Annotated in this window: 23 protein-coding genes and 1 tRNA gene; 17 read left to right on the top strand and 7 right to left on the bottom strand. The window is 47.0% G+C overall.

Annotation, left to right across the window (positions count from 1 at the left end; translation table 11 throughout):
• Window positions 1–53: 53 nt before the first annotated feature.
• A tRNA-Arg gene (locus A1OO_RS21725) sits at window positions 54–129 on the bottom strand.
• Window positions 130–209: 80 nt separating this feature from the next.
• Window positions 210–1,343 carry a flagella assembly protein FlgT gene (locus tag A1OO_RS21720; protein ID WP_016960095.1) on the bottom strand — a complete coding sequence of 378 codons (1,134 nt, stop codon included), beginning with the start codon at window positions 1,341–1,343 and terminating at the stop codon, window positions 210–212.
• 204 nt (window positions 1,344–1,547) lie between these two features.
• On the opposite strand from A1OO_RS21720, the gene A1OO_RS21715 reads away from it, so the two are divergent.
• On the top strand, window positions 1,548–2,183 hold the full coding sequence (locus A1OO_RS21715) for a FlgO family outer membrane protein (RefSeq protein WP_016960096.1): 636 nt from the start codon (window positions 1,548–1,550) through the stop codon (window positions 2,181–2,183).
• A gap of 17 nt (window positions 2,184–2,200) precedes the next feature.
• Entirely contained in the window at window positions 2,201–2,629 is a 429-nt protein-coding gene (locus A1OO_RS21710) for an LPP20 family lipoprotein (RefSeq protein WP_016960097.1), read from the top strand.
• 216 nt (window positions 2,630–2,845) lie between these two features.
• Here A1OO_RS21710 and A1OO_RS21705 read toward each other — a convergent pair whose 3' ends face one another.
• From A1OO_RS21705 to flgA, 3 genes are all read right to left on the bottom strand, one after another.
• Window positions 2,846–3,277, bottom strand: coding sequence for a flagella synthesis protein FlgN (locus tag A1OO_RS21705; RefSeq protein ID WP_017004423.1), 432 nt, complete (start codon window positions 3,275–3,277; stop codon window positions 2,846–2,848).
• A gap of 9 nt (window positions 3,278–3,286) precedes the next feature.
• A complete protein-coding gene (flgM, locus tag A1OO_RS21700) occupies window positions 3,287–3,598 on the bottom strand; it encodes a flagellar biosynthesis anti-sigma factor FlgM (protein ID WP_017004422.1) in 312 nt (103 codons plus the stop codon).
• 85 nt (window positions 3,599–3,683) lie between these two features.
• A complete protein-coding gene (gene flgA, locus A1OO_RS21695) occupies window positions 3,684–4,445 on the bottom strand; it encodes a flagellar basal body P-ring formation chaperone FlgA (RefSeq protein WP_241819221.1) in 762 nt (253 codons plus the stop codon).
• Window positions 4,446–4,513: 68 nt separating this feature from the next.
• Between flgA and A1OO_RS21690 the strand changes: the two genes are divergently transcribed.
• The 14 genes from A1OO_RS21690 (at window position 4,514) to flgL (ending at window position 17,911) form a co-directional block, all read left to right on the top strand.
• Window positions 4,514–5,449, top strand: a complete 936-nt coding sequence (locus A1OO_RS21690) for a chemotaxis protein CheV (RefSeq protein WP_016960101.1) — start codon at window positions 4,514–4,516, stop codon at window positions 5,447–5,449.
• A gap of 3 nt (window positions 5,450–5,452) precedes the next feature.
• Window positions 5,453–6,280, top strand: coding sequence for a CheR family methyltransferase (locus A1OO_RS21685; RefSeq protein ID WP_016960102.1), 828 nt, complete (start codon window positions 5,453–5,455; stop codon window positions 6,278–6,280).
• Window positions 6,281–6,516: 236 nt separating this feature from the next.
• The gene (gene flgB / locus A1OO_RS21680) at window positions 6,517–6,912 is read left to right on the top strand and encodes a flagellar basal body rod protein FlgB (RefSeq protein ID WP_016960103.1); all 396 of its coding nucleotides are present in this window, start codon (window positions 6,517–6,519) and stop codon (window positions 6,910–6,912) included.
• A 3-nt stretch (window positions 6,913–6,915) separates the two neighbouring features.
• On the top strand, window positions 6,916–7,332 hold the full coding sequence (gene flgC / locus A1OO_RS21675; protein WP_016960104.1) for a flagellar basal body rod protein FlgC: 417 nt from the start codon (window positions 6,916–6,918) through the stop codon (window positions 7,330–7,332).
• A 17-nt stretch (window positions 7,333–7,349) separates the two neighbouring features.
• Window positions 7,350–8,102, top strand: coding sequence for a flagellar hook assembly protein FlgD (locus A1OO_RS21670; protein ID WP_016960105.1), 753 nt, complete (start codon window positions 7,350–7,352; stop codon window positions 8,100–8,102).
• 21 nt (window positions 8,103–8,123) lie between these two features.
• Window positions 8,124–9,431 carry a flagellar hook protein FlgE gene (gene flgE, locus A1OO_RS21665; RefSeq protein ID WP_016960106.1) on the top strand — a complete coding sequence of 436 codons (1,308 nt, stop codon included), beginning with the start codon at window positions 8,124–8,126 and terminating at the stop codon, window positions 9,429–9,431.
• A gap of 209 nt (window positions 9,432–9,640) precedes the next feature.
• Complete coding sequence (locus A1OO_RS21660) at window positions 9,641–10,390, top strand: flagellar basal body rod protein FlgF (RefSeq protein WP_017004421.1); 750 nt, start codon at window positions 9,641–9,643, stop codon at window positions 10,388–10,390.
• Window positions 10,391–10,406: 16 nt separating this feature from the next.
• Entirely contained in the window at window positions 10,407–11,195 is a 789-nt protein-coding gene (gene flgG, locus A1OO_RS21655; RefSeq protein WP_016960108.1) for a flagellar basal-body rod protein FlgG, read from the top strand.
• A gap of 29 nt (window positions 11,196–11,224) precedes the next feature.
• The gene (locus A1OO_RS21650; protein ID WP_017004420.1) at window positions 11,225–12,010 is read left to right on the top strand and encodes a flagellar basal body L-ring protein FlgH; all 786 of its coding nucleotides are present in this window, start codon (window positions 11,225–11,227) and stop codon (window positions 12,008–12,010) included.
• A 26-nt stretch (window positions 12,011–12,036) separates the two neighbouring features.
• Window positions 12,037–13,128: a flagellar basal body P-ring protein FlgI gene (locus tag A1OO_RS21645; RefSeq protein WP_016960110.1), complete on the top strand. Its 1,092-nt coding sequence runs from the start codon at window positions 12,037–12,039 to the stop codon at window positions 13,126–13,128.
• 3 nt (window positions 13,129–13,131) lie between these two features.
• A complete protein-coding gene (flgJ, locus tag A1OO_RS21640) occupies window positions 13,132–14,127 on the top strand; it encodes a flagellar assembly peptidoglycan hydrolase FlgJ (RefSeq protein ID WP_017004419.1) in 996 nt (331 codons plus the stop codon).
• Between the two features lie 56 nt (window positions 14,128–14,183).
• Window positions 14,184–14,669 carry a hypothetical protein gene (locus tag A1OO_RS21635; protein ID WP_017004418.1) on the top strand — a complete coding sequence of 162 codons (486 nt, stop codon included), beginning with the start codon at window positions 14,184–14,186 and terminating at the stop codon, window positions 14,667–14,669.
• 159 nt (window positions 14,670–14,828) lie between these two features.
• Complete coding sequence (gene flgK / locus A1OO_RS21630; protein ID WP_017004417.1) at window positions 14,829–16,706, top strand: flagellar hook-associated protein FlgK; 1,878 nt, start codon at window positions 14,829–14,831, stop codon at window positions 16,704–16,706.
• A gap of 11 nt (window positions 16,707–16,717) precedes the next feature.
• On the top strand, window positions 16,718–17,911 hold the full coding sequence (gene flgL / locus A1OO_RS21625; protein ID WP_016960114.1) for a flagellar hook-associated protein FlgL: 1,194 nt from the start codon (window positions 16,718–16,720) through the stop codon (window positions 17,909–17,911).
• A 71-nt stretch (window positions 17,912–17,982) separates the two neighbouring features.
• Here flgL and A1OO_RS21620 read toward each other — a convergent pair whose 3' ends face one another.
• Window positions 17,983–18,867, bottom strand: coding sequence for an AraC family transcriptional regulator (locus A1OO_RS21620; RefSeq protein WP_016960115.1), 885 nt, complete (start codon window positions 18,865–18,867; stop codon window positions 17,983–17,985).
• Window positions 18,868–19,076: 209 nt separating this feature from the next.
• Between A1OO_RS21620 and A1OO_RS21615 the strand changes: the two genes are divergently transcribed.
• On the top strand, window positions 19,077–20,291 hold the full coding sequence (locus tag A1OO_RS21615; protein WP_017004416.1) for a sugar efflux transporter: 1,215 nt from the start codon (window positions 19,077–19,079) through the stop codon (window positions 20,289–20,291).
• 127 nt (window positions 20,292–20,418) lie between these two features.
• Here the strand turns inward: A1OO_RS21615 and A1OO_RS21610 are convergent, their stop codons facing one another.
• A complete protein-coding gene (locus tag A1OO_RS21610) occupies window positions 20,419–22,518 on the bottom strand; it encodes a tetratricopeptide repeat protein (RefSeq protein WP_017004415.1) in 2,100 nt (699 codons plus the stop codon).
• Window positions 22,519–22,839 lie beyond the last annotated feature (321 nt).

Genomic DNA, 22,839 nt, shown 5'->3' with positions numbered 1-22,839 from the left:
TGTATTATTGAAAGATTAAAGGCTGTTTGAAATAGCGAGAGGTAAATAAGAAATGGCGCTCCCACAGGGACTCGAACCCCGATCGATCGCTTAGGAGGCGACTGCTCTATCCTGTTGAGCTATGGGAGCGCAAAGCGCCGCGGAGGAATTGAGCGGCGCTAGGTGGTTAGTATACCTAAAAGAATCTTGAGGTTAAGGTTTTCATGACGCTATAACGTGTGTTTGGTTACCATATCACCAATTTGAATGCTTGGTCCGAGCTCAACCGGGGATACGGCGATTTCTGCTGAGTTGTCATAAACACGTGTCACCGTTAATACCATGTCACTTTTCTTGAGTTGCGTGCGGTTGACGCCATATTGGTCGGTAAACGACGCATTGTGCCAGAGTGACAATTCATCACCGTATTTCACACCATGCACACGACCAGCATTGATCTGCCCAGACTGACCATTGATTGATATCACTTCCGGCGTGGTAGCTCGGCATGAAAGGTTACTTTCCAAATCCAACAAAATATTGCGACTGACTCGCTGTGCCATCTCCCCGTAAGCGGAAGTCCAAAACCGTGCGGTCTTGGTGTCGACTTTACTTTGTCGCTCAAACGGCCAAGCTGCGATGTCTCGATAGATGTTTTGGTAAATAACGTCTCCCGATTTTCCATCCAGAACGTCGATGGACAGTGCCAGTTGTCGATTAGTTTTGTCATCCCTCAGCACTTTTTGGTCGATGGTTGCCGACATGTCGGTGATCGAACCAATCATGACATATTGCGCGCCAGCGTCTTCGGCAATCATTGTTGCTATATCAGGTTGCGTTGGAGAAACGTTATGCGGCGTGATTCCTTGAACAACAAAACTTTGAGCCTGAGTTTCAAATTGACGCTGCAGAAGCACCGTGAAGTCATCGCCAAATTGAAATATGCCACCTAGTGCCGCTTGTTGTGGCGAAACAATATCGAACCGACTTAACAGCAGACCTTTTTTGTATTGGTTCTTGTGGCAAGCTTTTGCCGCGGGGTAGATATCAATACGAGCCGTCAATTTCATGACGCCACCACGGTCTTTGGTCTCAAGCACCTGTATGTGGCGGATTTCATTACCGCTGAATTGGTAGTCACTGCGTGACTCTGCCAAGTAGGGGCGAATGTCTGCCAGGCCAGCAATATCCGCACCTGAATATTTGAGCGCTTGATAAACCGCATCTTCTAATGCGCGCTCTCTTGCTTGGTCTTTACTTTCCAGAATGGTACTGGCACCTGTCACTTCATACCATGCAGCGTTTGCTGTGGCACTTGCTAGCGCCATACAGGCGATCAACGGAGTAATAATTTTTTTGCGCATGACCCTGACTTCCAATAGTAGGTACAATAATTGCTAGACCAGATAACATCGCGGGAAAAGCGGCAATGCGGTTAACAATGACAGCGAAAATATAACCCCATTGATGCAAATAATGTTCCTAAAAGTTGAAACAATGAATTTGTCTTTGTTTCTTCTCGGTTGAGCCCAATGCCAACCTTAAAATGTGTCCGGAGCCAGACAACGATGAAAAACTGGATAGTGATATTACTGAGCCTTGCTACGGCTTCATGTGCATACAACCCGATATATAACGGCAAAGAACCGTATGCGGGAAGTGAGTTTCTGTTGCAGCAAACACCAAGGCATACCCTGGATTATTTTCTAGATGGTCTTGCAGAAGAGCTATTGGAAACCAACAACTATCTGACCGCAAGAACACCTTTAGCGATCGTGTCCTTTGTTGATATCGAAGAAATGGATCAAACCAATTGGCTTGGTAATTCAGTCACAGAAGGCATGATTTACCAAATGCAAAGACGTGGCTTTACCCTTATCGACTTTAAGAACACGGGTACAATTCGTGTGACTCAAGATGGTGACTTCTCGCTAAGTCGTGATTGGAAAGAGCTTAATCCTGAACAGCAAATCGATTATGTGTTAACGGGTACCATGCTTCGTCAAGGCGGTGGCGTATTAGTGAACGCACGTATTGTGGGAATGCGATCACGTGTGGTTGTGGCATCAGCGCAAGGTTTTCTGCCTGCAGAACGTATTGGCAGGGATATCGATACATTGCGTAAAGTGCGGATTGAAGATGGCGTGATCATTCGCGGCGATCAACGTAAACATTTACCAGACACCATAATTTTGAAGCCTTAATGGTTCACGGAGACAAGATGAAAACTTGGTTATCTCTGGCGATATTGATGCTGCTCACTGCATGTCAGCCAATTACTCAAATGCGTTCAGACGAACTCCTTTCTGCTGTGGGGACTGCATCTGTCAGTGCACAGCGTGGCGATACGTTAGAAGAAAAACAGTTTCGCGCCATGCGAGCATCAAAGCTAGAAGCTTATAAAGAGCTGTCGGAGCAAGTATATGGGGTTCGTGTGAGTGGCTTGACACAAGTTGATGATCAGCAACTTGGCCACGATCGTACGAGTGGCGCTTCCGATGGGATAATCCGTGCTGCCGAAGTGATAGCCAGTTATCAAGTTGGCGACAGCTACGTGACTGAACTTCAACTTAATCTTCGGAAAATGAACAAAATGAAAGAGTATGGGGAATCCCATCATGTTCCTAGAAACGATGCGATTATCTTCTAACGTAAATTCAACTAACGCTCAATAGTTAGATCCAATATGAATTTGGGTATCAAAAGCTGCTTATGGCAGCTTTTTTTGGTTTTTAGCAGTTTGCGTTACAAAGAGTGAAACCATTACTGTGACAAAGGCATATTGGTTGGTGCGAGCATGGAGTCTTCGAGAGAGGGGGAGTATATGCTTCTGGGATATGAAAGCTGAGGCGGATTTACTTAAGGTTCAGGCTTTAACGTTAGTGCCTAATGTGCGACTACCTGATGCTTTACCGTCACTGTCGTAAGTCATTTCATTCTTACCAGCGGCTTCTTGGAATAGATTGCGAAGCTTATGAATGCTTAGGTGGGCGCGTTGCAAGGCGATGCCGTTGGCTTCATTTAATTGGTGGCATTGTTCCAGAATGGCTTTTATATCAGCAATTTTTTGCGTTGCATCGTTAGAAGGAGATGTTGACTCAGGGCATTTGGAAATTTGAGCGTCGCATAATTGAATTCGCTGGATCAGCGTCAGTTTTTGCTTGGCAGTTGCCGCAATGTCGGGGGATTGTCTTGCTGCAATCGCCGACGTTTCTTGTTTCATGACATCAAGAAGCGCACTGACATTATCTGTCTGCGTTTCTAGGAATTGCTCGAAATCGGACGCTTTCTCATACATCAAGAAGCACTAAATCCCACGAAAGTCATCTTCATGTTTTAAAATGTTTGCTGCGAGCTGATCGGCATCAACTTTGTAAGAGCCATTAGCAATCGCTGTTTTAATGGCGGCTACTTTAGCACTGTCAAAATGACTTTCACTGGCCATCTGCTGATTCAGCGCGCCAATTGCTTTGCTTCCATCACTCATCGAAAATGCGTCGGTGCGTTGAGTTTTCACTTCACTCGCGCCAGATTCCACTGAGTTGCTTTGTGACTTGCCTTGATTGGTTCTGTTCGTATTTATGGGTTGACCAGAACGCAAATGATCGATACTTGCCATAATAAAGCCTTATAAATGTCCGAACCTTCTGTTGCTCACAGTATCGGCCGTGCTTATATGAACTTTAGCACTTAATTGCAACAAACTAGAATTTTACAATTACTTGCCCAACAGAGGTAATTGTACCATCCACAATTCGATTCGATTTGCTGTTGCGAATTTTAATTTGTTCACCGAGAGCGCCATCACTTAATGCTGTTCCTTTTGCAATAAGATTCAGTCCGTTACCACTGGCTGTTATCACGACCACGTCGTTTCGACAGACCATACAAATGTCGTTTCCTTGAATCGGCTCACCCATTCCAACCACACGTTTGATTCTTGAGCCAACGATAGTCGATGCATTCGTATACGTCTGGCCTCGTTGAAAACGTGAATCTACCAATTGCACAATCAAATCATCGTGATTAATGATAACACCGCGATCCATTGGTCGTTTCGCGACCACAATCGGTGTGAGCAGTCGAATTTGAACGGGAACATAAACTTGCCAATTGTCTTCTTTGCAGCTGACCATGACCGTCACGCTTTTGTTTAAAGACTGGCGACCAGGCACGGTAGCTTGAAGTGATGAAGGGCAATCGGACAAACGGAGTCGAGAATCAATATTTCCGGCGCTTACCTCCAATTTGCCATATTCGGGCACCGCGACAAGCGTTTGAACATGCGCCTCTGCAGCTTCTTTCACTGCTTCAAGTTGACTTGTTGGAGCAGCGGCTATAATTGAGCTAAAGCCGCTGAGAAATGTGCCGATAAAGAGCCAGGCTAATCGTTGATAACACATACGTCTCAAATTGGTTAGTATAAAAATTAAATAGCTGCAGTGTACCTTCAAGTTGCGTGCCAACGTGTGCCGTCAACGACGTTGCTTGCTGCAATACGATAACAATAACAGGGCAATATGGAGTTTATCTTATGTCAGGGATTCTTGATACGGTCAATCAGCGCACACAACTTGTGGGTCAAAACCGATTAGAGCTATTGACCTTTCGTTTGATGCGTAAGCAGCGTTACGGCATCAACGTGTTTAAAGTAAAAGAAGTACTCCAGTGCCCCAAGCTGACGCTGATGCCAAACCTTCATCCGCTAGTAAAAGGCGTCGCGCATATTCGAGGACAAACCTTATCTGTCATTGATATGAGTTTGGCGACAGGCGGAATGCCGATTCAAGACCCAGAAAATCGCTTCATTATCATTTCCGAATTTAACCGTTCCACGCAAGCTTTCTTAGTGGGCTCGGTAGAGCGCATTGTGAATATGCATTGGGAATCGATTTTGCCGCCACCTGGAGGTACCGGTAAGTCAAACTATTTGACCGCCGTGACTGAAATTGAGGGTGAGCTTGTTGAAATCCTGGATGTTGAAAAAATCCTGAACGAGATTTCGCCGGTTAACGAAGTGATCAGCGAAGAGGTGTTGGCGCAAAAACCGGTGTTTGAAGAAGGTGGCAGCGCGCCTAACATTGTTTTGGTGGCTGATGATTCGAGTGTTGCACGCCGACAGGTAAAACGTGCAGTAGAAACCATTGGCTATGAAGTCCTTTTGGCGCACGACGGACGTGATGCATTAAACAAACTTCAAGAAATGGCCCAAGAAGGCAATATAACTGACAAATTGGCGTTGGTTATCTCAGATATCGAAATGCCAGAGATGGACGGATACACCTTAACAACTGAAATCAAAAAGGATGCGAGTCTAAAAGATCTTCATGTAGTATTGCACTCCTCGCTCAGCGGTGTATTCAATGAGGCCATGGTTAAGCGAGTTGGTGCTGATGCATTTATTCCGAAGTTTGATCCTGATGAATTAAGTGCTGCAGTAATAAACGCGGTTAAAGGCCGAGAAAAATAATCCATGACGAATATAGCGATCACCGAACAAGAATATCGAGATTTTTGTAAATATCTCGAAGGCAAATGTGGCATCGTTCTCGGTGACAGCAAGCAGTATCTAGTGAGAAGCAGACTTAGCCCTTTAATTAGCCGCTATAAATTGGCTTCAATATCGGAGCTTTTTCAGCTTGTTCTAACAAATAGAAACAGAGATCTTGCTGTTGCAGCCATTGACGCAATGACCACAAATGAGACATTGTGGTTTCGTGACACCTATCCTTTCGAAGTGCTTGCTAACAAACTTCTTCCTGAAGTGGCTGAAAGCAGGCGCCCGATTAAGATATGGTCAGCGGCAAGTTCGTCAGGTCAAGAACCTTACTCGATTGCGATGACAATCCAAGAAGTGCAGGCAAAAAAGCCGGGCTTGCTAAGTAATGTTTCTATTACAGCGACTGACATATCGTCCACCATGTTAGAAAACTGTCGAGCGGGCGTTTATGACAACTTGGCATTAAGCCGAGGGTTGTCACCAGAGCGTAAGCGTCAGTTTTTTGAAGATGCGGGCGAAGGCCGAATGAAGGTTAAAGATCCGCTTAAACGCATGGTGACCTTCAAACCTCAAAACTTGATGGATAGCTACAGCATGCTGGGTAAGTTTGACATTATCTTCTGTCGCAACGTGCTGATCTACTTCTCGCCAGAGATGAAGTCCCAAGTGTTGAATCAAATGGCGGGCAACTTGAACCCAGGTGGTTATCTTTTGCTGGGCGCATCTGAGTCACTGACAGGTCTGACCGATCGCTTTGAGATGATTCGCTGTAACCCAGGCATTATCTATAAGTTGAAGTAACTACACACCTCACTCAATTCACGCCATTGAGCGCGGAAATACATCACTTCACTAGAAAAGCGGCACAAAAGTTGCCGCTTTTTTGTATCTATTGAGCCCTATTGTTCTCGTGGTTGTTAAGCAGTACAGGCCTAAGAGACTGAAAAAAATAAATATTATATCGACCGGAAGAGTTTGCGACAAAGTTGGCATCACTATTGCTTTTATTCAAGTAGGAAAGTTTAGGAGGTTGCCTCATGGCGATATCGTTCGACAAAGCGCTGGGTATACATCAACACACTGTCGGTGTGCGTGGTCAAAGGGCTGAAACCTTGGCAAGTAACCTGGCCAACGCTAATACTCCGGGTTATAAAGCGCAGGATGTAGACTTCGAACGCGCCCTGAAAGCTGCAACCTCTGGGGCAAACATTGGCCTAAGTCGAACGGATGGGCGGCATATTACTGCCTCTACGCAAGTGAGCGGCCAGAAAATGTATCGTATTCCAAACCAGCCTGATACGGGTGATGGCAATACAGTTGATTCGCAAGTAGAGCGAAACCTGTTTATGCAAAACGCATTAGAGTATCAAGCGTCGTTGGATTTCCTTGGGTCAAAGTTTAAAAACATGTCCAAGGCATTGAAAGGGGAATAATGGATGAGTCTATTTAATGTGTTTAATGTAACGGGTTCTGCCATGAGTGCAGAGTCTGTGAGACTTAACACCACATCCAGTAATTTGGCGAACGCGAATTCAGTCAGCAGTTCGGCGGCTGAGACGTATAAAGCCCGCCACCCTGTTTTTGCTGCTGAATTGAACCGATTCAATGGTCAACAAGGCGCGAGTGTTCCTGTTAGTGTCGCTGGCATTGTAGAAAGCCAAAAACCACTTCGCGCGGAATATAACCCCGATCACCCGATGGCGAATGCGGAGGGTTATATTTTTAAACCGAACGTCAACGTAATGGAAGAGATGGCCAATATGATTTCGGCATCCCGTTCTTATCAAACCAATGTAGAAGTCGCAGAAGCCAGCAAACAAATGCTGATGCGTACACTACAGATGGGCAAGTAAGGTAGGAGGACGGCACTATGAATCCGATTGATGGCGCAGGTGGAGCAGGTGGCGGAAGCTACATTGACCAACTCAAGGCGCTACAGGAAAAACAACGTGCGGAACGTGGCGACTCAGGTGAAAAAGTCACCGGTCAGACCGATCTGAAACAAGAAGACTTTCTTTCTCTGTTGACGAAGCAGCTCGCCAACCAAGACCCTTTTAAACCCGTAGATAACGAGCAAATGATCGCCCAGATGGCATCGTTTGCGACGGTAGATGGCATCGGCAAGATGAATGAACAGTTTGGTTCATTGAATGCTGCGATGACATCAAGCCAAGCCCTTCAGGCGTCGTCATTGGTCGGCCAAGACGTATTGGTCCCTGGCAATGATGGCTTTAAAACTGCCGAAGGTGGCATTGCTGCGATGGTAAAACTGCCGCAAGCATTGAACGATGTCATTGTTCGAATTCAGAATGACCGAGGCGAATTGCTAAGAAGCTTTAGCCTGGGAGCAAAATCTCCAGGCGACCATCGCGTTGAATGGGATGGAAAAGATGATACAGGCAACCCATTGCCGGAAGGCAATTACAGCATGAACGTAAGCGGCAACATTGATGGCAAATCACAAGATCTTGAGCTCTCAACGTATGCCAACGTTAACAGTGTCCTACTGGGCAATGGTGACGGCAATGTGATGTTAAACATCGCGGGTTATGCATCTCCGGTCAAACTCACCGAAGTGCTTGAAGTAGGTAAAGCTGGCGTCAGCGGCGCGAGTAAGAGCTAAAAGGACAGAGGAGTTCCAGCAATGGCATTGAACATCGCACTGAGTGGCCTAGCGGCAGCTCAAAAAGACATGAACACCACCAGTAACAACATTGCGAATGCCAACACTTTTGGTTTTAAAGAATCGCGCGCTGAATTTGGTGATGTTTACTCTGCTTCGATTTTCTCGAATGCGAAAACAACGACAGGTAGTGGTGTGCAAACCTCTATCGTGGCGCAACAGTTCCATGAAGGGTCAAGCATCTACACCAATAACCCGCTTGATTTACGTATCAGCGGCAACGGTTACTTCGCCGTGGCGAATGATAACCTCGCGACGCAGAACAATCAGTTGACGCGTAACGGTGCGTTCCACCTCGACAAAAACAACAACATTGTTAACTCTGAAGGCCAGTTTCTTCTGGGCTACAACGTGGACAACGAAACACTGCAAGTGGGATCGTTTGAGCCTAAAGCGTTGAGTGTTCCTGATCAATTTGGACAGCCTCGTGCGTCTGAGAATGTTGATATTGGTCTAAACCTGCCTGCGGGCGGCGCAGAAAAAGATCCTGCTTTGTTTAATCCAGAAGATCCGGATACGTATAACAAAGCAACATCAGCGACTATCTTTGACTCCCTTGGTCAGCCATATAAATTGACCACCTATTACGTTAAAGACAACGTCACGCCGAACAAGTGGGCGGTGTACTACACGGCGACAGATCCAACGGGTGAAAAACCAGTCAGCCTTACTGCCGGTGAATTTACCAATGCTGCAGGACATGTCGGCCATTCACTCGAATTTAACAGTGATGGTTCGGTAAATAACGTCAATGGCGGTCAACCTATCCAAACTGTTGAGCTTGGTGCTAACGGTGCAGGCCTTGAAATGAATGGTGCTGATGGTGCGCAAGCACTGACCATCAATTTTGAAGACCCGACTCAGTACGCCTCTCCGTTTGAAATGCGTAAGTTTAGTGAAGATGGCGCAACCACGGGTTATCTTGCAAAAGTCGATATCGACCCGAAAGGCACCATTATGGCGACCTACAGTAACGGTGAAAACGTTGCACTTGGTCGTGTAGCCATGGTTCGCGTATCTAACCAGCAAGGTCTTTCTCAAGCGGGCAACACTCAATGGAAGGTAACGCAGCAATCTGGTGAGGCAGTCTGGGGCGAAGCCATGCAAGGTGCCTTTGGTAAAGTGAAAAGCGGTACCATTGAGCAATCAAACATTGATATGACCCAAGAGCTGGTGGACTTAATTACCGCACAGAGAAACTTCCAAGCGAACTCGCGTTCACTCGAAGTGGGCAATTCGATGCAACAAACGATTCTGCAAATTCGATAATTTAGCGTCTTTGTTATTGTTTCTTGATTGCAGTTTTTTTGCCGCTCGACACTCGAGCGGCAATTGTCTTCCTAATATTCTTCTCAATACAGCCACCCACCTAGAGCTCCACTGAACACTTCTTACGCTAACCTATTGTAAAACATTCTAATTACATATTGGCACTCTTCTTGCTTTATACAAGTCATAAGCGACAGGAGAACGTCTAAATGGATCGCGCATTATTCCTTGCCATGAGTGGCGCCAAACAAGATATGCAAGCCTTGCAACTGCGTGCCAATAACTTGGCAAACGTCAGCACCACAGGCTTTCGAGCAGACTTAGAGCAAGCCCGTGCCATGCAAGCTTATGGTGAAGGTTTACCGACGCGTGTGTTCAACATGACGGAGCGCCCTGGGCATAGCTTTGCACAAGGCTCGACCATCACGACTGGGCGTGAACTTGACGTTGCTGTTAAAGGTGACGGTTGGCTGGCGGTACTCGATGGCACTGGTCAAGAAGGCTATACCCGTGTGGGTAACCTGAAAGTTGACCAAACCGGCTTACTTCAGAATGGTCATGGGCACTTGATCCTTGGCGAAGGGGGAGCACCGATTTTCTTGCCACTGCCTGTTTCCAAAATCGAAATTGGCACTGACGGTACTATCTCTGTTTTACCGCAAGGTGCACCACCAGAAGCAATGGAAGAAGTTGACCGCATTAAGCTCGTTCGCCCAGATAACGCAGACATGTTCAAAGACCGGAATGGTGTGTTTAAGCCTGTAAACCCTGGCACAGTGTATAACGCTGATGCTGGCGTTACGCTACTCACTGGTGCGCTGGAAGGCAGTAACGTTAACGCCGTCAGCGAAATGACAGGGCTTATTGACCTTCAGCGTCACTTTGAAATGCAAGTAAAACTAATGAAGACTGCAGAAGAAATGGATCAAGCATCTAATTCTCTGCTGCGCATGGGTTAATTAAGAGGGAATTATCATGCATCCAGCTTTATGGGTAAGTAAAACCGGCCTAGACGCACAACAGACGAATATTTCGACCATTTCCAACAACTTGGCGAATGCTTCAACCGTGGGTTTCAAAAAATCTCGTGCGGTATTTGAAGATTTGTTTTATCAAAACATCAACCAACCAGGTGGTCAGTCTTCGCAAAATACAGAGCTGCCAAGTGGCTTGATGCTGGGTGCGGGCTCAAAAGTGGTCGCGACACAACGTGTCCACACCAACGGCAACGCCCAAACCACGAATAACGCACTCGATCTGATGATCGAAGGCGACGGTTTTTTCCAAGTGCTGCTGCCAGACGGCAACATTGGCTACCAGCGCAATGGTCAATTCACACTGAATGATGAAGGCGTCCTAGTTACAACGGGAGCTGGCTACTCCATTGAGCCAGAAATCGTTGTTCCACCGGATGCGATTCAAGTGACCATCGGCACCGACGGTGAAGTCTCTGCAAGGCTGCGAGGCCAAACGGCGAATGCAGTACTCGGTCAGATCACGACCGTGGATTTCATCAACCCTGGTGGCCTTGAGCCGATTGGTCAAAACCTCTACTTACCGACAGGCGCGAGTGGTGACCCACAAGAAGGTGTGCCAGGCATTGACGGTCTAGGCAGCATTCGACAATCCATGCTGGAAACGTCCAACGTGAATGTGACAGAAGAGCTGGTCAACATGATCGAAGCGCAGCGCGTTTATGAAATGAACTCGAAAGTGATTTCATCGGTCGACCAAATGCTGAGTTACGTTACCCAGCAGCTATAAGCGATAGCTAAGACAGGAGTAAAGCCCGGATGAAGAAGTTACTGATCATAAGCTTGGTGTTAGCCACCGTGTCAGGCTGCGGCTTGATAAACGAACAAGCTTTGTTGGCGCAAAGCGACATTGTGCAAGGCACGACAGACACTGATGCGGTTGAAGGTAACACTGAGCCGAGTGGCGATGGTTTGATTGGTTTACTGCGCGATCGTGAAGATGCGATTGCCGGCGACCCAAACTGGGTGCCACTTCATCCGACACGCCAATCGGAGCACTATGCAACGGCGACAGGCTCTTTATTTAGCTCGGTAAAAGCGCAAGATCTTTACGATGACACTAAACCACGTGGCGTCGGCGATATTGTCACTGTTTTGCTGGAAGAAAAAACACAGGCGAAAAAAAGCGCCAGTAGCGATGCGGCAAAATCGAGTGATTTGAGCATGGATCCGTTAGAAATGGGCGGGCAGGAAGTCACTATTGGTGAATCTAATCTGTCTTACGCAGCCAGTCATGATAATTCAACCAGTGGCTCGACAAGTGCCGATCAGAGTAACAGCATTAGCGGCTCTATTTCAGTCGAAGTGGTTGATGTGCTGTCGAACGGCAATCTCATTATTCGTGGTGAAAAATGGCTTACCTTGAACACGGGTGATGAATACATTCGCTTGAGTGGCACTATTCGTCCTGATGATATCAGCCAAGAAAACACCGTCGCCTCGACCCGTATTTCTAACGCACGTATTCAGTATTCAGGAACGGGTGACAGACAAGATACGCAAGATCAGGGATGGTTGGCACGATTCTTTAATGTCGTTCTTTAACACGTATACGCTGCCGGAGATTTGACGTGAAGTATTGGTTAAAGCTGTTCTTGATTGCCATCTTGGCAAGCCCCGTCGCACAAGCTGCCCGAATTAAAGATGTGTCGGAAGTCGCGGGTGTGCGTAGTAACCAATTAGTGGGTTACGGACTTGTTGTCGGCCTTGCAGGGACGGGCGAGAGCACGCCTTTTACCGATCAAAGCTTTAACGCCATGCTGAAAAACTTCGGCATCCAATTGCCGCCCGGTACTAAACCAAAAACCAAGAATGTTGCAGCCGTAGCGGTAAGTGCAGAGTTACCTCCGTTTTCTAAGCAAGGTCAAAAAATTGACATTACGGTGTCATCTATTGGTTCTGCGAAAAGCCTGCGTGGCGGCACATTGGTCCAAACCTTCCTCAAAGGCCTTGATGGAAAAACGTATGCGGTTGCCCAAGGTAATTTGATTGTGGGTGGATTTAGCGCCGAAGGCGCTGATGGTTCATCGATTGTGGGGAATACTCCTACGGTAGGACGAATTACCAACGGTGCCTCGGTTGAACAAGAAGTGCCGAGCCCATTTGGTCGTGGTGACCATATTACCTTCAATTTGTTTGAATCTGATTTTACGACCGCTCAGCGTATGTCTGATTCCATTAATAGCTTTTTAGGGCCAAACACGGCCTTTGCGATGGATGCGATGTCTGTGCGCGTGCGCGCCCCTCGGGATTTGTCTCAACGTGTTGCTTTTCTCTCTACCGTTGAAAATCTCGAGTTTCAGCCAGCTGATGCGGCAGCAAAAATCATTGTTAACAGTCGCACCGGTACGATTGTGGTGGGCCAAAATGTTCGCTTACGCCCTGCGGCCATTACGCATGGTGGCATGACCGTGACCATCAAGGAAAACCTACAAGTGAGTCAGCCTGGCGCGTTCTCAGGCGGTGAAACGGTGGTAGTACCGGATTCTGGCCTAGAAGTAACAGAAGAAGATGGACGAATGTTCCACTTCAAGCCAGGTGTGACACTTGACGATCTCGTACGCGCAGTGAACGGTGTGGGCGCAGCCCCTTCCGATCTTATGGCCATCTTGCAGGCATTAAAGCAGGCTGGCGCCATTGACGGTCAACTAATAGTGATTTAAGCCATGAAAACACCATTAGATACGGGATTTATCCACGATATTAGCCGACTGGACATACTGCGTCAGAAAGCCGCAAGCGGTGAGCAATCAGACGATGCCATGCGTGCAGCGGCAGAACAATTCGAAGCTTTGTTTACGCAAATGCTATTTAAATCGATGCGTCAGGCGAACGAAGCGTTTGAATCTGATCTTGTCGACGACCGCACTTCCAAGTTCTATCAGCAAATGGCAGATGAACAACTTTCCAGTGCCTTGTCGCGAGAAGGCTCGCTTGGTCTGGCTGATTTGATTGTCCAGCAGTTTAAAGGGTCACAAAGTAGTGAACCAATGGAGACGGGTAGCAATACTGCCAGTGATCGCATTCAGCTTGCGCCTATCTCGCCACTTCCTCCAGCATTGGCAGATGAAGAACAAAAAGCGGCGCAAGAGGGACTGGAAAGGAAGGCTTTCTCATCCCAAGATATGTTTGTGCCAAGTCCACACATATTGGCGCAAAGAAACGCGTTACCTAAAGCAACACAGCCTAAGCCATTTGAAACACCGGATGAATTTGTTTCACGCTTAACGCCTTATGCACAAAAAGCCGCTCGAACTTTGGGCACTGACCCTGCGATTTTGATTGCACAAGCAGCACTTGAAACAGGCTGGGGTAAAAAAGTGATTGCTAATGCGCGAGGCAGTAGCCACAACCTTTTCAATATCAAAGCAGATCCACGTTGGGAAGGGAATAAGGTCGCGACACAAACCCTTGAATTTCATGATGATATCCCCGTACAGGAAATGGCGTCATTTCGTGCCTATGCTTCCTATGAAGACAGTTTCAATGATTATGTGCGTTTTCTAAATAAAAACCCACGCTATTCAACGGCACTGAAAAGTACAGAAGAACCTGAAACGTTTATTCGTGGATTGCATCAGGCAGGGTATGCCACCGATCCGCAATATTCAGACAAAGTACTCAGTGTTTTTGATCGTGTGAAAGGATTAATGGATCAATAAATTCCTTGGTTAATGGGATAACGCTGGTTAACGATCTATCTAGACAAGGTATCCCGATGGTGGAACAATCAGGCAAGCAATCCGATACCGAGCACTTAGGTACCGATCTGACCGGCACTGAAAAGATAACACCAAAACAATCGCTTAATCAGGCTGGCTCTATTCATCGTGACCCTTTCATTCGTGCTTTCCTCGATAAAATCCCCAAAGATGTTGCTTCCACATTCACTGACTCTCAGTTACTGCAACTTAAGATGATGTTTGGTACGCGAGGAAAAGCGAGCCATGCTGTTGATATTCGAACCGTGATGGGGGGATTTGGCTGGAACTATTATTTAGTGTTCCTTTTTGGTCGAAACCGTCGAGATCTTTCACGTACAGAGCAAAAAGTGGCGAATGCATGGCGCGTCGTTTTGTTGCTGGTGGGCAGCTTTGCGCTGTTTTCTATGGTGATTATTTCCTTATATCTGCTTAAATCTTTCGCTGGCATTGATTTGCTCCCTCGATTTTCCTTTGGCTTCTGGACATGGCTTTCCTCCTAACGGCAAGCTCTTGCCTGCCTGCACATCCCCCTTACTTAATGTACTGATAAATTCCGTTATCCCATTGAAATAAATCAATATAATTTCATGGCATGATTCTTGAATTAAAAGTCTAATACACACTTTTGTAGGCTATGCATTTCCGCATACGGGGGCAGAATGGGGTTTGATCTGCTGACGCTTGGTTCTCAGGGCGTTTTGACAGCACAACGGCAACTGAATACAACGGGTCACAACATCTCGAATGTGAACACTGAAGGCTATAGCCGTCAGTCCGTTGAACAGCATGCCAACGATTCTGCCTATTGGTCTGCAAACCAATGGGGCACAGGGGTTCATGCCGCTGCGGTTAGGCGTAACTATGACAAGTTTGCCGTTAACGAATTTAATATCACCACATCCTCGTTAGCTCACGCGGCCACTCGAAATGGCCAGCTCACCATGCTCGACGACATGATGTCGCACTCAGCCAAGAAAATTCCGGAAAACATGAATGAATTTTACGGCGCGGTAAAAGGCTTAACAGATAGCCCGAGTGACATGGGGGCTCGAAAAGTGGTGTTAGAAAAATCGCGTCTTGTTGCTGCAGGCCTTAATGATATCAACAACGCACTTCAGTCCCAAGAGATGGATACCTCGGTAGAAATTGATGCCACGTTGACGCGTATGAATGACATTGGCCGAGAAATTGTGGATATCCACAAAGCCATTGTGAAAAGCCAGACTGTCGACAACGATTTACTGGACCGTCACCAACGATTGATTAACGAGTTGTCGGAATTCACTCAGGTGAGTGTCAACCAGCGTGACGATGGTTTGTATAACGTTATTATCGGCAGCGGACACACCTTGGTGTCGGGTCTGCATTCCAGTGAACTTCAAACTGTACCAGGCGTGCCGGATCATCAAAAACGTCGCTTGGCCTTGGTAGAAGGTAAGGCGCTGAAGCCGATCGATAACGGCGACATCCGCGGCAAGCTTGGCGCGATGTTCGAGTACCGTGATAAGACACTGGGGCAGGCGCGTGATGAACTTGGACGGCTTGCTGCTGGTTTTGCGATGTCTATTAATGATCTTCAAAATCAGGGCTATGATCTGAGTGGCGCTGTTGGCGAAAATATCTTTGTTGATTTTAACAGTGACAACATTGCACGTGATCGCGTGATAAAAAGTCCAGAATCGACAGCTGATATGAAAGTGTACATCGATGATTTAACGAAACTGAAAATCGGTGATTATCAGTTGAAGTATGATGGCAGCCAATACACTGTAGTCGATCCCGAAAAGAATATGATGTCTGTTACCCCAACAGGCACGCCGCCATCGATTAGCGTAGATGGCCTGAAAATTCAGCTCGATGTTGGCTTAAGTGCCGGTGAGCGGGTGGTGATTCGCCCAGTGCGTCAGGCTGCGGGTCAAATTGGTGTGACAATGGAAGACCCCGCCAAAATTGCCGCGCAAAGCTATGTCAGCTCCAAATCTGTGATCACCGGTCAGGGAGATTTGACGGTACTGCAATCGGGCGCTCAACAAGAATTTCAGGTGGCTATTTCTCCTGATGCGTCCCAGTTTGCGGTGCTGGACATGAAAGGCAATATCTTGCTTGCACCTCAAGCGTATCCGCCAGCGTCTCCGGTCAATGTGAATGGCACTGTGTTTGAACTGTCTGAAGGGGCAGCGCCAGAAGATGTATTCTCGGTGAGCTTGATTGCCGCTGATGGTGAAAACGGCAACCTGATCCGCATGCAAAAATTGCAGACTCAAAAAGTCATGGATGGTGGTCGTTCAAGTTTGATCGACGTCTACGAAGGCCTAAATACCGATCTGGGTGTGCAGAAAGCGTCATTTGCGCGCCTTGAAGATATTAGTCGTGTAGAGCACGACGCAGCGGCAGGACGTGTGGCTGAAATATCAGGGGTTAACCTTGATGAAGAAGCAGCCAACATGATGAAGTTCCAGCACGCATATATGGCGTCGTCCCGAATTATGACGGCGGCAAATGAAACCTTTGAAACCCTGCTAAATGCAACCCGATAAGGATGTGAGTGATGATTAGCCGCATTGCCAGTTTTCACAATTATCAATCAGTGTCGAATGACCTGATGCGCCAGCAGGTAAAATTGCAGGATAACCAAGATCAACTTGCGACGGGCAAACGTGTTCTCACGTCGGGTGATGACCCTGTTGCTTCTATTTATATTCAAAATTTCCGTCAGCAAGACAAGCAGCTTGATCAGTATGTTGATTCCATTACGCTGGCGCGAAATCGTCAAACTCGTGCTGAAATTGCCATTGATGACGCAGAGCAATTGACCGACAGCGCAAAACGAAAAACCATGGAAATGATTAACGGTTCTTTGTCTGACGATGATCGAACCGCACACCGTCAAGATTTGAAAGGCCTGTACGACAACTTCATGAACTTGGTGAACGCAAAAGATGAGTCCGGCAACTTTTTGTTTGCAGGCACTCAATCTAGTAAACAGCCGTTTTATCGAGACAGCTCAGGTGATGTTCGTTACGCGGGCGATAGTTATCATCGCACCGCACAAGTTGCCCCTGCGGTAGAAGTTCAAACCAGCGATCCGGGTGATCAGGTCTTCATGGAAATTAAAAATCCATTTGGTGATTATCAGCCTGAATATGAGTTGGAAAGCGGTTCTTTGCTGCTGTTGGCCAGCGCAACGAACACCAATAATGCCGATATTTCTGAGTATGCGGTGAGTTTCAACGTTGACGCTAATGGGCAAACGCAATATGAACTGATGCAAAATGGCAACGTGGTCAGCACGGGTATGTATGATCCTCAAACTGGCGTTGAGTTTGGCACGCTGACCATGCGTTTTGAAGGTGAGATGTTAGATGGCGACACGATAGCGCTAGAACGTCAGGACACGTTCAATGTGTTTGACGCGTTTAAAAAAGGCATCGATTTGTCCCGTGAAAGCATTTTTGATGCGTCTGCGACCGCCGAACTGCATCAGGTCACAGAGCAATTTTCTGCTGCATTTAAGCATTTGAACAAAGCCCGCTCCGAAGTGGGTACGCGCCTGACGACGCTTGATCGTCAGGAAAGCATGCACCAAGATTTCAAATTGGTACTCAACCGCTCGCTGGGTACGATGGAAGATTTGGATTATTCCACGGCAGTGATCGACATGAATGAAAACCTGCTTGCACTGAAAGCATCGCAGCAAGCGTTTTCCAAAACGAAAGATTTGTCGCTGTTTAACTATATCTAATGTGTTTAGTCTTATCGGTAAAAGTAAGGCGCGCAGGAGCGGGTCGCGAGAAGTAGCTATTTCCTATTCCATTATCTAAACAAACGCCGAAATTCAGTCGGCGTCATGTTTTTTGCCGTTTTGAACTGGCGATTAAAGTTCGACAAATTAGTGAATCCTACGCGCTCCGCCACCACTGACACCGACGTATTTGACCGCACCAACCATTCACATGCCTTGCCGAGTCGATAGTTTTTTAAGTGATCAGAAAAGCTCTCCGCAAAGTGTTTTTCAAACATTCGGTAGAGTGAGCTTTCACTCACATGCAGATGCCTACAGATGTCTTCAACAGAAATTTGCGTGTTGTAATGGTCGGCGATAAACTGCTGCGCTTTTTCCAGCTTGTCGATAACGGGCGTTTCTTTTGCGACGTAAAAACACAGCGGGCGAGATGTCACGGCTTGCGCCATTTTATCTTCACTAAGCAGCAGAAGGATTTCGACCACTCGCAAAAATTGTGCGGAGGGTTTGAGCTGCGGCGTGCCATTCATCAAAGGAAACAATGCGTCTGCACAAGCAGCAGACAGTTTTATTCCCTTGTGTGCGCGTACCAATAAATCACTCACGGACGACAGCTCCGGCACCGTTGTTACCAAGGATTGAAGCCAAGCTTGATCAAGCCATAGCACATGGGAGCTACTGGCTCGTTCGGGCGTGGCCGTTGAAGATCGTGTGACCATGTGCGGTAAACCAGGGCCGATAAGGTAGGCGCAACCATGAGTCGCTTCGCCCACATAGTCATCCAGAACGGTTTTTCCGGGAGAGACCTTGTGAGGGTCGTGATAAAGCACGAGTTCAATTTCGCTGTGATAGTGCCAACCGCAATGCGTTCCTGTGATCGCATGATCGCACAGGTAATCGACAAAATGCCAAGAAGGGCTCACGGCTTTATTGATACGCTCGATGGTTGGTCGCACTTCGCCTCTCCACTCTCTGTTATTGAAAAGCCACTTGAGTATATCAGCGCTAGTTCTAGTTAACTTGTCAGCTAGTTGGAAGATTATGAATGAATAGTATCAGTGGTTGCTTGATAGCTATCACATGAAGTGCATATTTATCCTTAAACTTGCTCCAATTGCTTCATAAACAAATCAAGAACCGTAATATTTTATTGCGAGAGACATAAATGAAAAACTATGGTCGTTTTTTAACGCAAAAAGCTCCGCTTAGTTACTTGCTGGTAAGTCTGTTCTCAGGCCTAAGCGGTGGCTTTTTCTATCCGTTATCAGGAATTTATGTCGTAGATGGACTTAACGCGTCGCCATTACAAATGGGGATATTCCTTGCCGTATCAATTTTAAGCGGTGTGTTGGTGTCACAACGTATTGCCAAATTGTCAGATCAGGGCTGGGATCGACGCAAAATCATTATGTGGTCGCAAGTGGCATTCATCATCGTGATGGCGCTGTTTGTGTTTATCCGAAATTACTATCTGGCGCTCTTGGTGATGGTTTTAATTGCTAGCTTTACCGCTGCGGCAATGCCACAAAACTTCACCATGGGACGCCAATATGCTGATGAGTATCTTGGTGATAATGGCACGCTGTTTTTATCATTGATGCGCGCCATGATGTCGCTGTCGTGGGTTATTGGCCCGCCGCTCGCGTTCATCATCAAAGACGCATACGGCTTTAATGGCGCGTTCTTGTTTGCGGGATCAATGATGGCGATATCCGTGCTGATTGTGTGGTTCATGTATCCGACGGTCAAAATTGAAAAACAAGATGCTATCGTTGAGTCGCAGCAGAAGTGGCGCAAAATAGAAGGGGTTCCTCTCTATCTAGGTGCCGTGTTTATGCTGTTCTGGGCGAATAATATGTATGTGACCACGATTCCGCTTTATGTGACAAAAGAGCTGGAAATGGCAGGTTCTATTGCGGGTCAGTTGCTTGGTCTTGCCGCGTTTGTCGAAATTCCCGTGATGGTGTTGGCCGGACTTTGGGCGGCAAAGGTTGCGCCGCAAAGGTTGATGGTATTTGGCGCAGCAGCAGCATGTATTTTCTACACCTTGTTGTTTGGTACACAAGTGTTGTGGCAAATGTATGCTCTTCAGATTCTCAATGGTATCGCAGTGGGTATCAGTGCTGGTCTGGGTATGGTGGTCATTCAAAATAAAATGCCGCGTCAGTTGGGGCTCGCTACGACGCTATTTAACAACGGCATATTATTGGCTAGCCTGATGTCGAGCGTTACTGTGGGTGTTATTGCCGAGTGGCAAGATTATCAATCAGTAATGATTGCGATGATGCTAGCAGGTGTCGCGGCATTAACCTTGCTGTTGTTGTCTGTAAGAGAAAAGCGACCAGCGTGTCCGCCTGATATTGCGTTGGAAGGGCATTAAGTCACGAGTGGTAAAACCCTCGAAATGACAATCAAAAAGAGGCCAGCATTTGCTGGCCTATTTTGTTGGTCTATATCCAGCACATTGAGGTTGCTAGGATATAGACACGATGGATTTTTAAACTCGCTTAAAAACGGGCTTTAATATGTGCCGCCATCGCTTCAATGAGCGGATATTTGTTTTCCATCATCGGTGGATAGAAGTAGCCAAATTCATTGTCACAATACAGTGCTTGTGGCACCGAAAAGTCTGAGTCTTCTTTGCCTGCGAAGAAAACATGACAAGGTGTGCCGACGGCGGTGGTCATTCGATGTACTGCTGTACCTGCGGTGATCACTGCATCCAATCCATCAATCACAGCTGCTGTACCCTCAAAATCGTCGCGTAAGTCCAAACCGTTTAACTGAACAACACGAACGCCCGAGAGCTTTTCAATCTTGTTCAGTTCTTTGGTGCAGTCTCCGTATTGAAGGTTGATAAAGAGAGCATCAGGGAATTGTTTAACCAGATGTGCCACTTCATCGGCAATCAGATAATGCATGTTCCGTGTGGCGGCAGCGAGACCGCTTCGCCAACAAAGCCCGATCAATGGCTTGTTTGGATTTTCAGAGCGAATAGCATCGAGACAATTCTGCCAAATGCCTTTCACGTCGGTATTCAAATTCACATAACCCGCTTGATAAACATGACGGCCAAATTGTTGGTAACACATCGCCGCTAAACTGCCGCCCGCCACCCAGGAGGTGATGCTATCCATCACCTCTTTGGGTACATCGATATCTTGGTGATCGATACGCTTAATCGGCACGATGATCGCTTCTGGAAAAGCGCGACTTAGGATTGGCTCAAGGCGAGGGTCGCATGCCACATAGACTTTTTTGCAGTTATCCAGCACCAGCCTGAGATTGTGAAAGTAGAGAATTTCATCACCCACGCCTTGTTCTGGCATAACTAACACGATGTCATCTTTTGGTCGATCAAGATTCCATTGCGGCAAAGCACCTTGGTAACGTAAACGACGACCGCAGGCCAAGCCCAACTCATTGGTGCGGTAATAGTTATCCCACTCTTCTAAGGTGCGATAGACAAAACAGGCGTTAAAGCCTGCTTCAATATCATCAGGGAAGCGGCTCATGTGTGCTTCCAGTAATTGCTTTGATGCTAATGCTTCGCCTTTGTACCAAAAGATTTCCGCAAGATAGAGTGAAAGTCGCTGCTTATTCTCGTCACTGGCAATGGCTGCTGCCTGTTCGATATGTTTTTGGCAATCAAGAATGGCGGTTGCGGTGAAGTTATGGCGCGAACGTAGTAAATTGAAGCTCGCTGTGGCTAAACGGTATCGCAAGTCAGCATCTTGTGAATGCAGGCGAATACTCTCAAGCGCAACGCGATAAGCCTCTAGCCAATTGCTTTCTTTTTCGTAGCTTTGAACCAATAAACGGCAAAGCAACGCATTATCTGGCCAGTGTTTGAGACCTTGGCGACAAACATCACGCGCGGCTTTGTATTCCCCCAGTTTTATTTCACTGTGGCTGAGTAAGATGAAAAATTCGGTATCAGACTGTTCCGCATCAAATGCACGGCGTAGGGTTTGCCTTGCCAGGGCGAAATTTTCTTCGCCAAGTTGAAGCTTTGCTAACCCTAGTAGCGCCTTTGGCTGCTCGCCAGCGACGCTGACTACGGCTTGATAAAGTTGTTTGGCTTGTTCTTTATTGCCCGACGCGAGCATTTGCTCAGCAAGGGTTAATGTTTCGCCGACTTCGGCATCGATGGCATTTGCCGTTTGTGACCGCACATTGGCGTGATATTTTGCCGTGCGTCGACTCTCTCCTACATTACCGGTCGCGGCGGTAAGCTGTTGCCGCATGGCTAGCAGTTCTTGATGCTCGGGGGCAACCGCCAATAAACTGTCGACGATTTCAAGCGCGTCTTTATTCATGCCTTGTTGCGCTAATACCTGTGCCTTATCAAAAAGCAGAGAGCCCTCTCCCGGTTCTATGTCGAGTGCGGCATCGAGTTTTCGCAGTGCTTCTTGCCAACAGCCTTGTTCGACATCAAGCACAGCAAGCACTTGCAGCGCAGGAACGGCATTCGGCGCTTTCTGCAAAATCTGCTCAAACACCTCTCTGGCTTCCTCTTTTTTCTGATGTTGGTACAAGTTAACACCGTGCTCAAAAGCTTGTTCAAGCGTCAATGTATTACCTTGAGGTTGGGAGGTGTTTGTCATAATGGATCCATTTAGAGTAGGTGCATTTGGTCGCATCAGGCGATTGCAGGAAATGCAGCAAATACCGTGCCTATTGCCTATAACTATAAGTGTGTTTGTTTCATTTTTGAGCGGTTGATTGTTTTTGATTGATAGCGCTCATTAGTGAGGTGATATCTTTTGTTAATCAATCCAACAAGATGGTTGCGTGATGAGATTAACAGGCAGGATTGTGGGGGCGGCGAATTGCCGTTTTTCAATTGATAAAAGATAAAAATCTTGCCGCCCAAGCAACGTGTTTATCAGTGGTCTTTCTTAAGTTATTGAATAATATTACTTTTT

The sequence above is a fragment of the Enterovibrio norvegicus FF-33 genome (assembly GCF_000286835.2).
Taxonomy (GTDB): domain Bacteria; phylum Pseudomonadota; class Gammaproteobacteria; order Enterobacterales; family Vibrionaceae; genus Enterovibrio; species Enterovibrio norvegicus_A.
This window is presented reverse-complemented; position numbering and strand designations above follow the sequence as displayed.

Excerpts from the sequence above, each read along its gene's own strand:
- A1OO_RS21720 (WP_016960095.1), bottom strand. The coding sequence starts at position 1,343 with ATGCGCAAAAAAATTATTACTCCGTTGATCGCCTGTATGGCGCTAGCA.
- A1OO_RS21715 (WP_016960096.1), top strand. The coding sequence starts at position 1,548 with ATGAAAAACTGGATAGTGATATTACTGAGCCTTGCTACGGCTTCATGT.
- A1OO_RS21710 (WP_016960097.1), top strand. The coding sequence starts at position 2,201 with ATGAAAACTTGGTTATCTCTGGCGATATTGATGCTGCTCACTGCATGT.
- A1OO_RS21705 (WP_017004423.1), bottom strand. The coding sequence starts at position 3,277 with ATGTATGAGAAAGCGTCCGATTTCGAGCAATTCCTAGAAACGCAGACA.
- flgM (WP_017004422.1), bottom strand. The coding sequence starts at position 3,598 with ATGGCAAGTATCGATCATTTGCGTTCTGGTCAACCCATAAATACGAAC.
- A1OO_RS21690 (WP_016960101.1), top strand. The coding sequence starts at position 4,514 with ATGTCAGGGATTCTTGATACGGTCAATCAGCGCACACAACTTGTGGGT.
- A1OO_RS21685 (WP_016960102.1), top strand. The coding sequence starts at position 5,453 with ATGACGAATATAGCGATCACCGAACAAGAATATCGAGATTTTTGTAAA.
- flgB (WP_016960103.1), top strand. The coding sequence starts at position 6,517 with ATGGCGATATCGTTCGACAAAGCGCTGGGTATACATCAACACACTGTC.
- flgC (WP_016960104.1), top strand. The coding sequence starts at position 6,916 with ATGAGTCTATTTAATGTGTTTAATGTAACGGGTTCTGCCATGAGTGCA.
- A1OO_RS21670 (WP_016960105.1), top strand. The coding sequence starts at position 7,350 with ATGAATCCGATTGATGGCGCAGGTGGAGCAGGTGGCGGAAGCTACATT.
- flgE (WP_016960106.1), top strand. The coding sequence starts at position 8,124 with ATGGCATTGAACATCGCACTGAGTGGCCTAGCGGCAGCTCAAAAAGAC.
- A1OO_RS21660 (WP_017004421.1), top strand. The coding sequence starts at position 9,641 with ATGGATCGCGCATTATTCCTTGCCATGAGTGGCGCCAAACAAGATATG.
- flgG (WP_016960108.1), top strand. The coding sequence starts at position 10,407 with ATGCATCCAGCTTTATGGGTAAGTAAAACCGGCCTAGACGCACAACAG.
- A1OO_RS21650 (WP_017004420.1), top strand. The coding sequence starts at position 11,225 with ATGAAGAAGTTACTGATCATAAGCTTGGTGTTAGCCACCGTGTCAGGC.
- flgJ (WP_017004419.1), top strand. The coding sequence starts at position 13,132 with ATGAAAACACCATTAGATACGGGATTTATCCACGATATTAGCCGACTG.
- A1OO_RS21635 (WP_017004418.1), top strand. The coding sequence starts at position 14,184 with ATGGTGGAACAATCAGGCAAGCAATCCGATACCGAGCACTTAGGTACC.
- flgK (WP_017004417.1), top strand. The coding sequence starts at position 14,829 with ATGGGGTTTGATCTGCTGACGCTTGGTTCTCAGGGCGTTTTGACAGCA.
- flgL (WP_016960114.1), top strand. The coding sequence starts at position 16,718 with ATGATTAGCCGCATTGCCAGTTTTCACAATTATCAATCAGTGTCGAAT.
- A1OO_RS21615 (WP_017004416.1), top strand. The coding sequence starts at position 19,077 with ATGAAAAACTATGGTCGTTTTTTAACGCAAAAAGCTCCGCTTAGTTAC.
- A1OO_RS21610 (WP_017004415.1), bottom strand. The coding sequence starts at position 22,518 with ATGACAAACACCTCCCAACCTCAAGGTAATACATTGACGCTTGAACAA.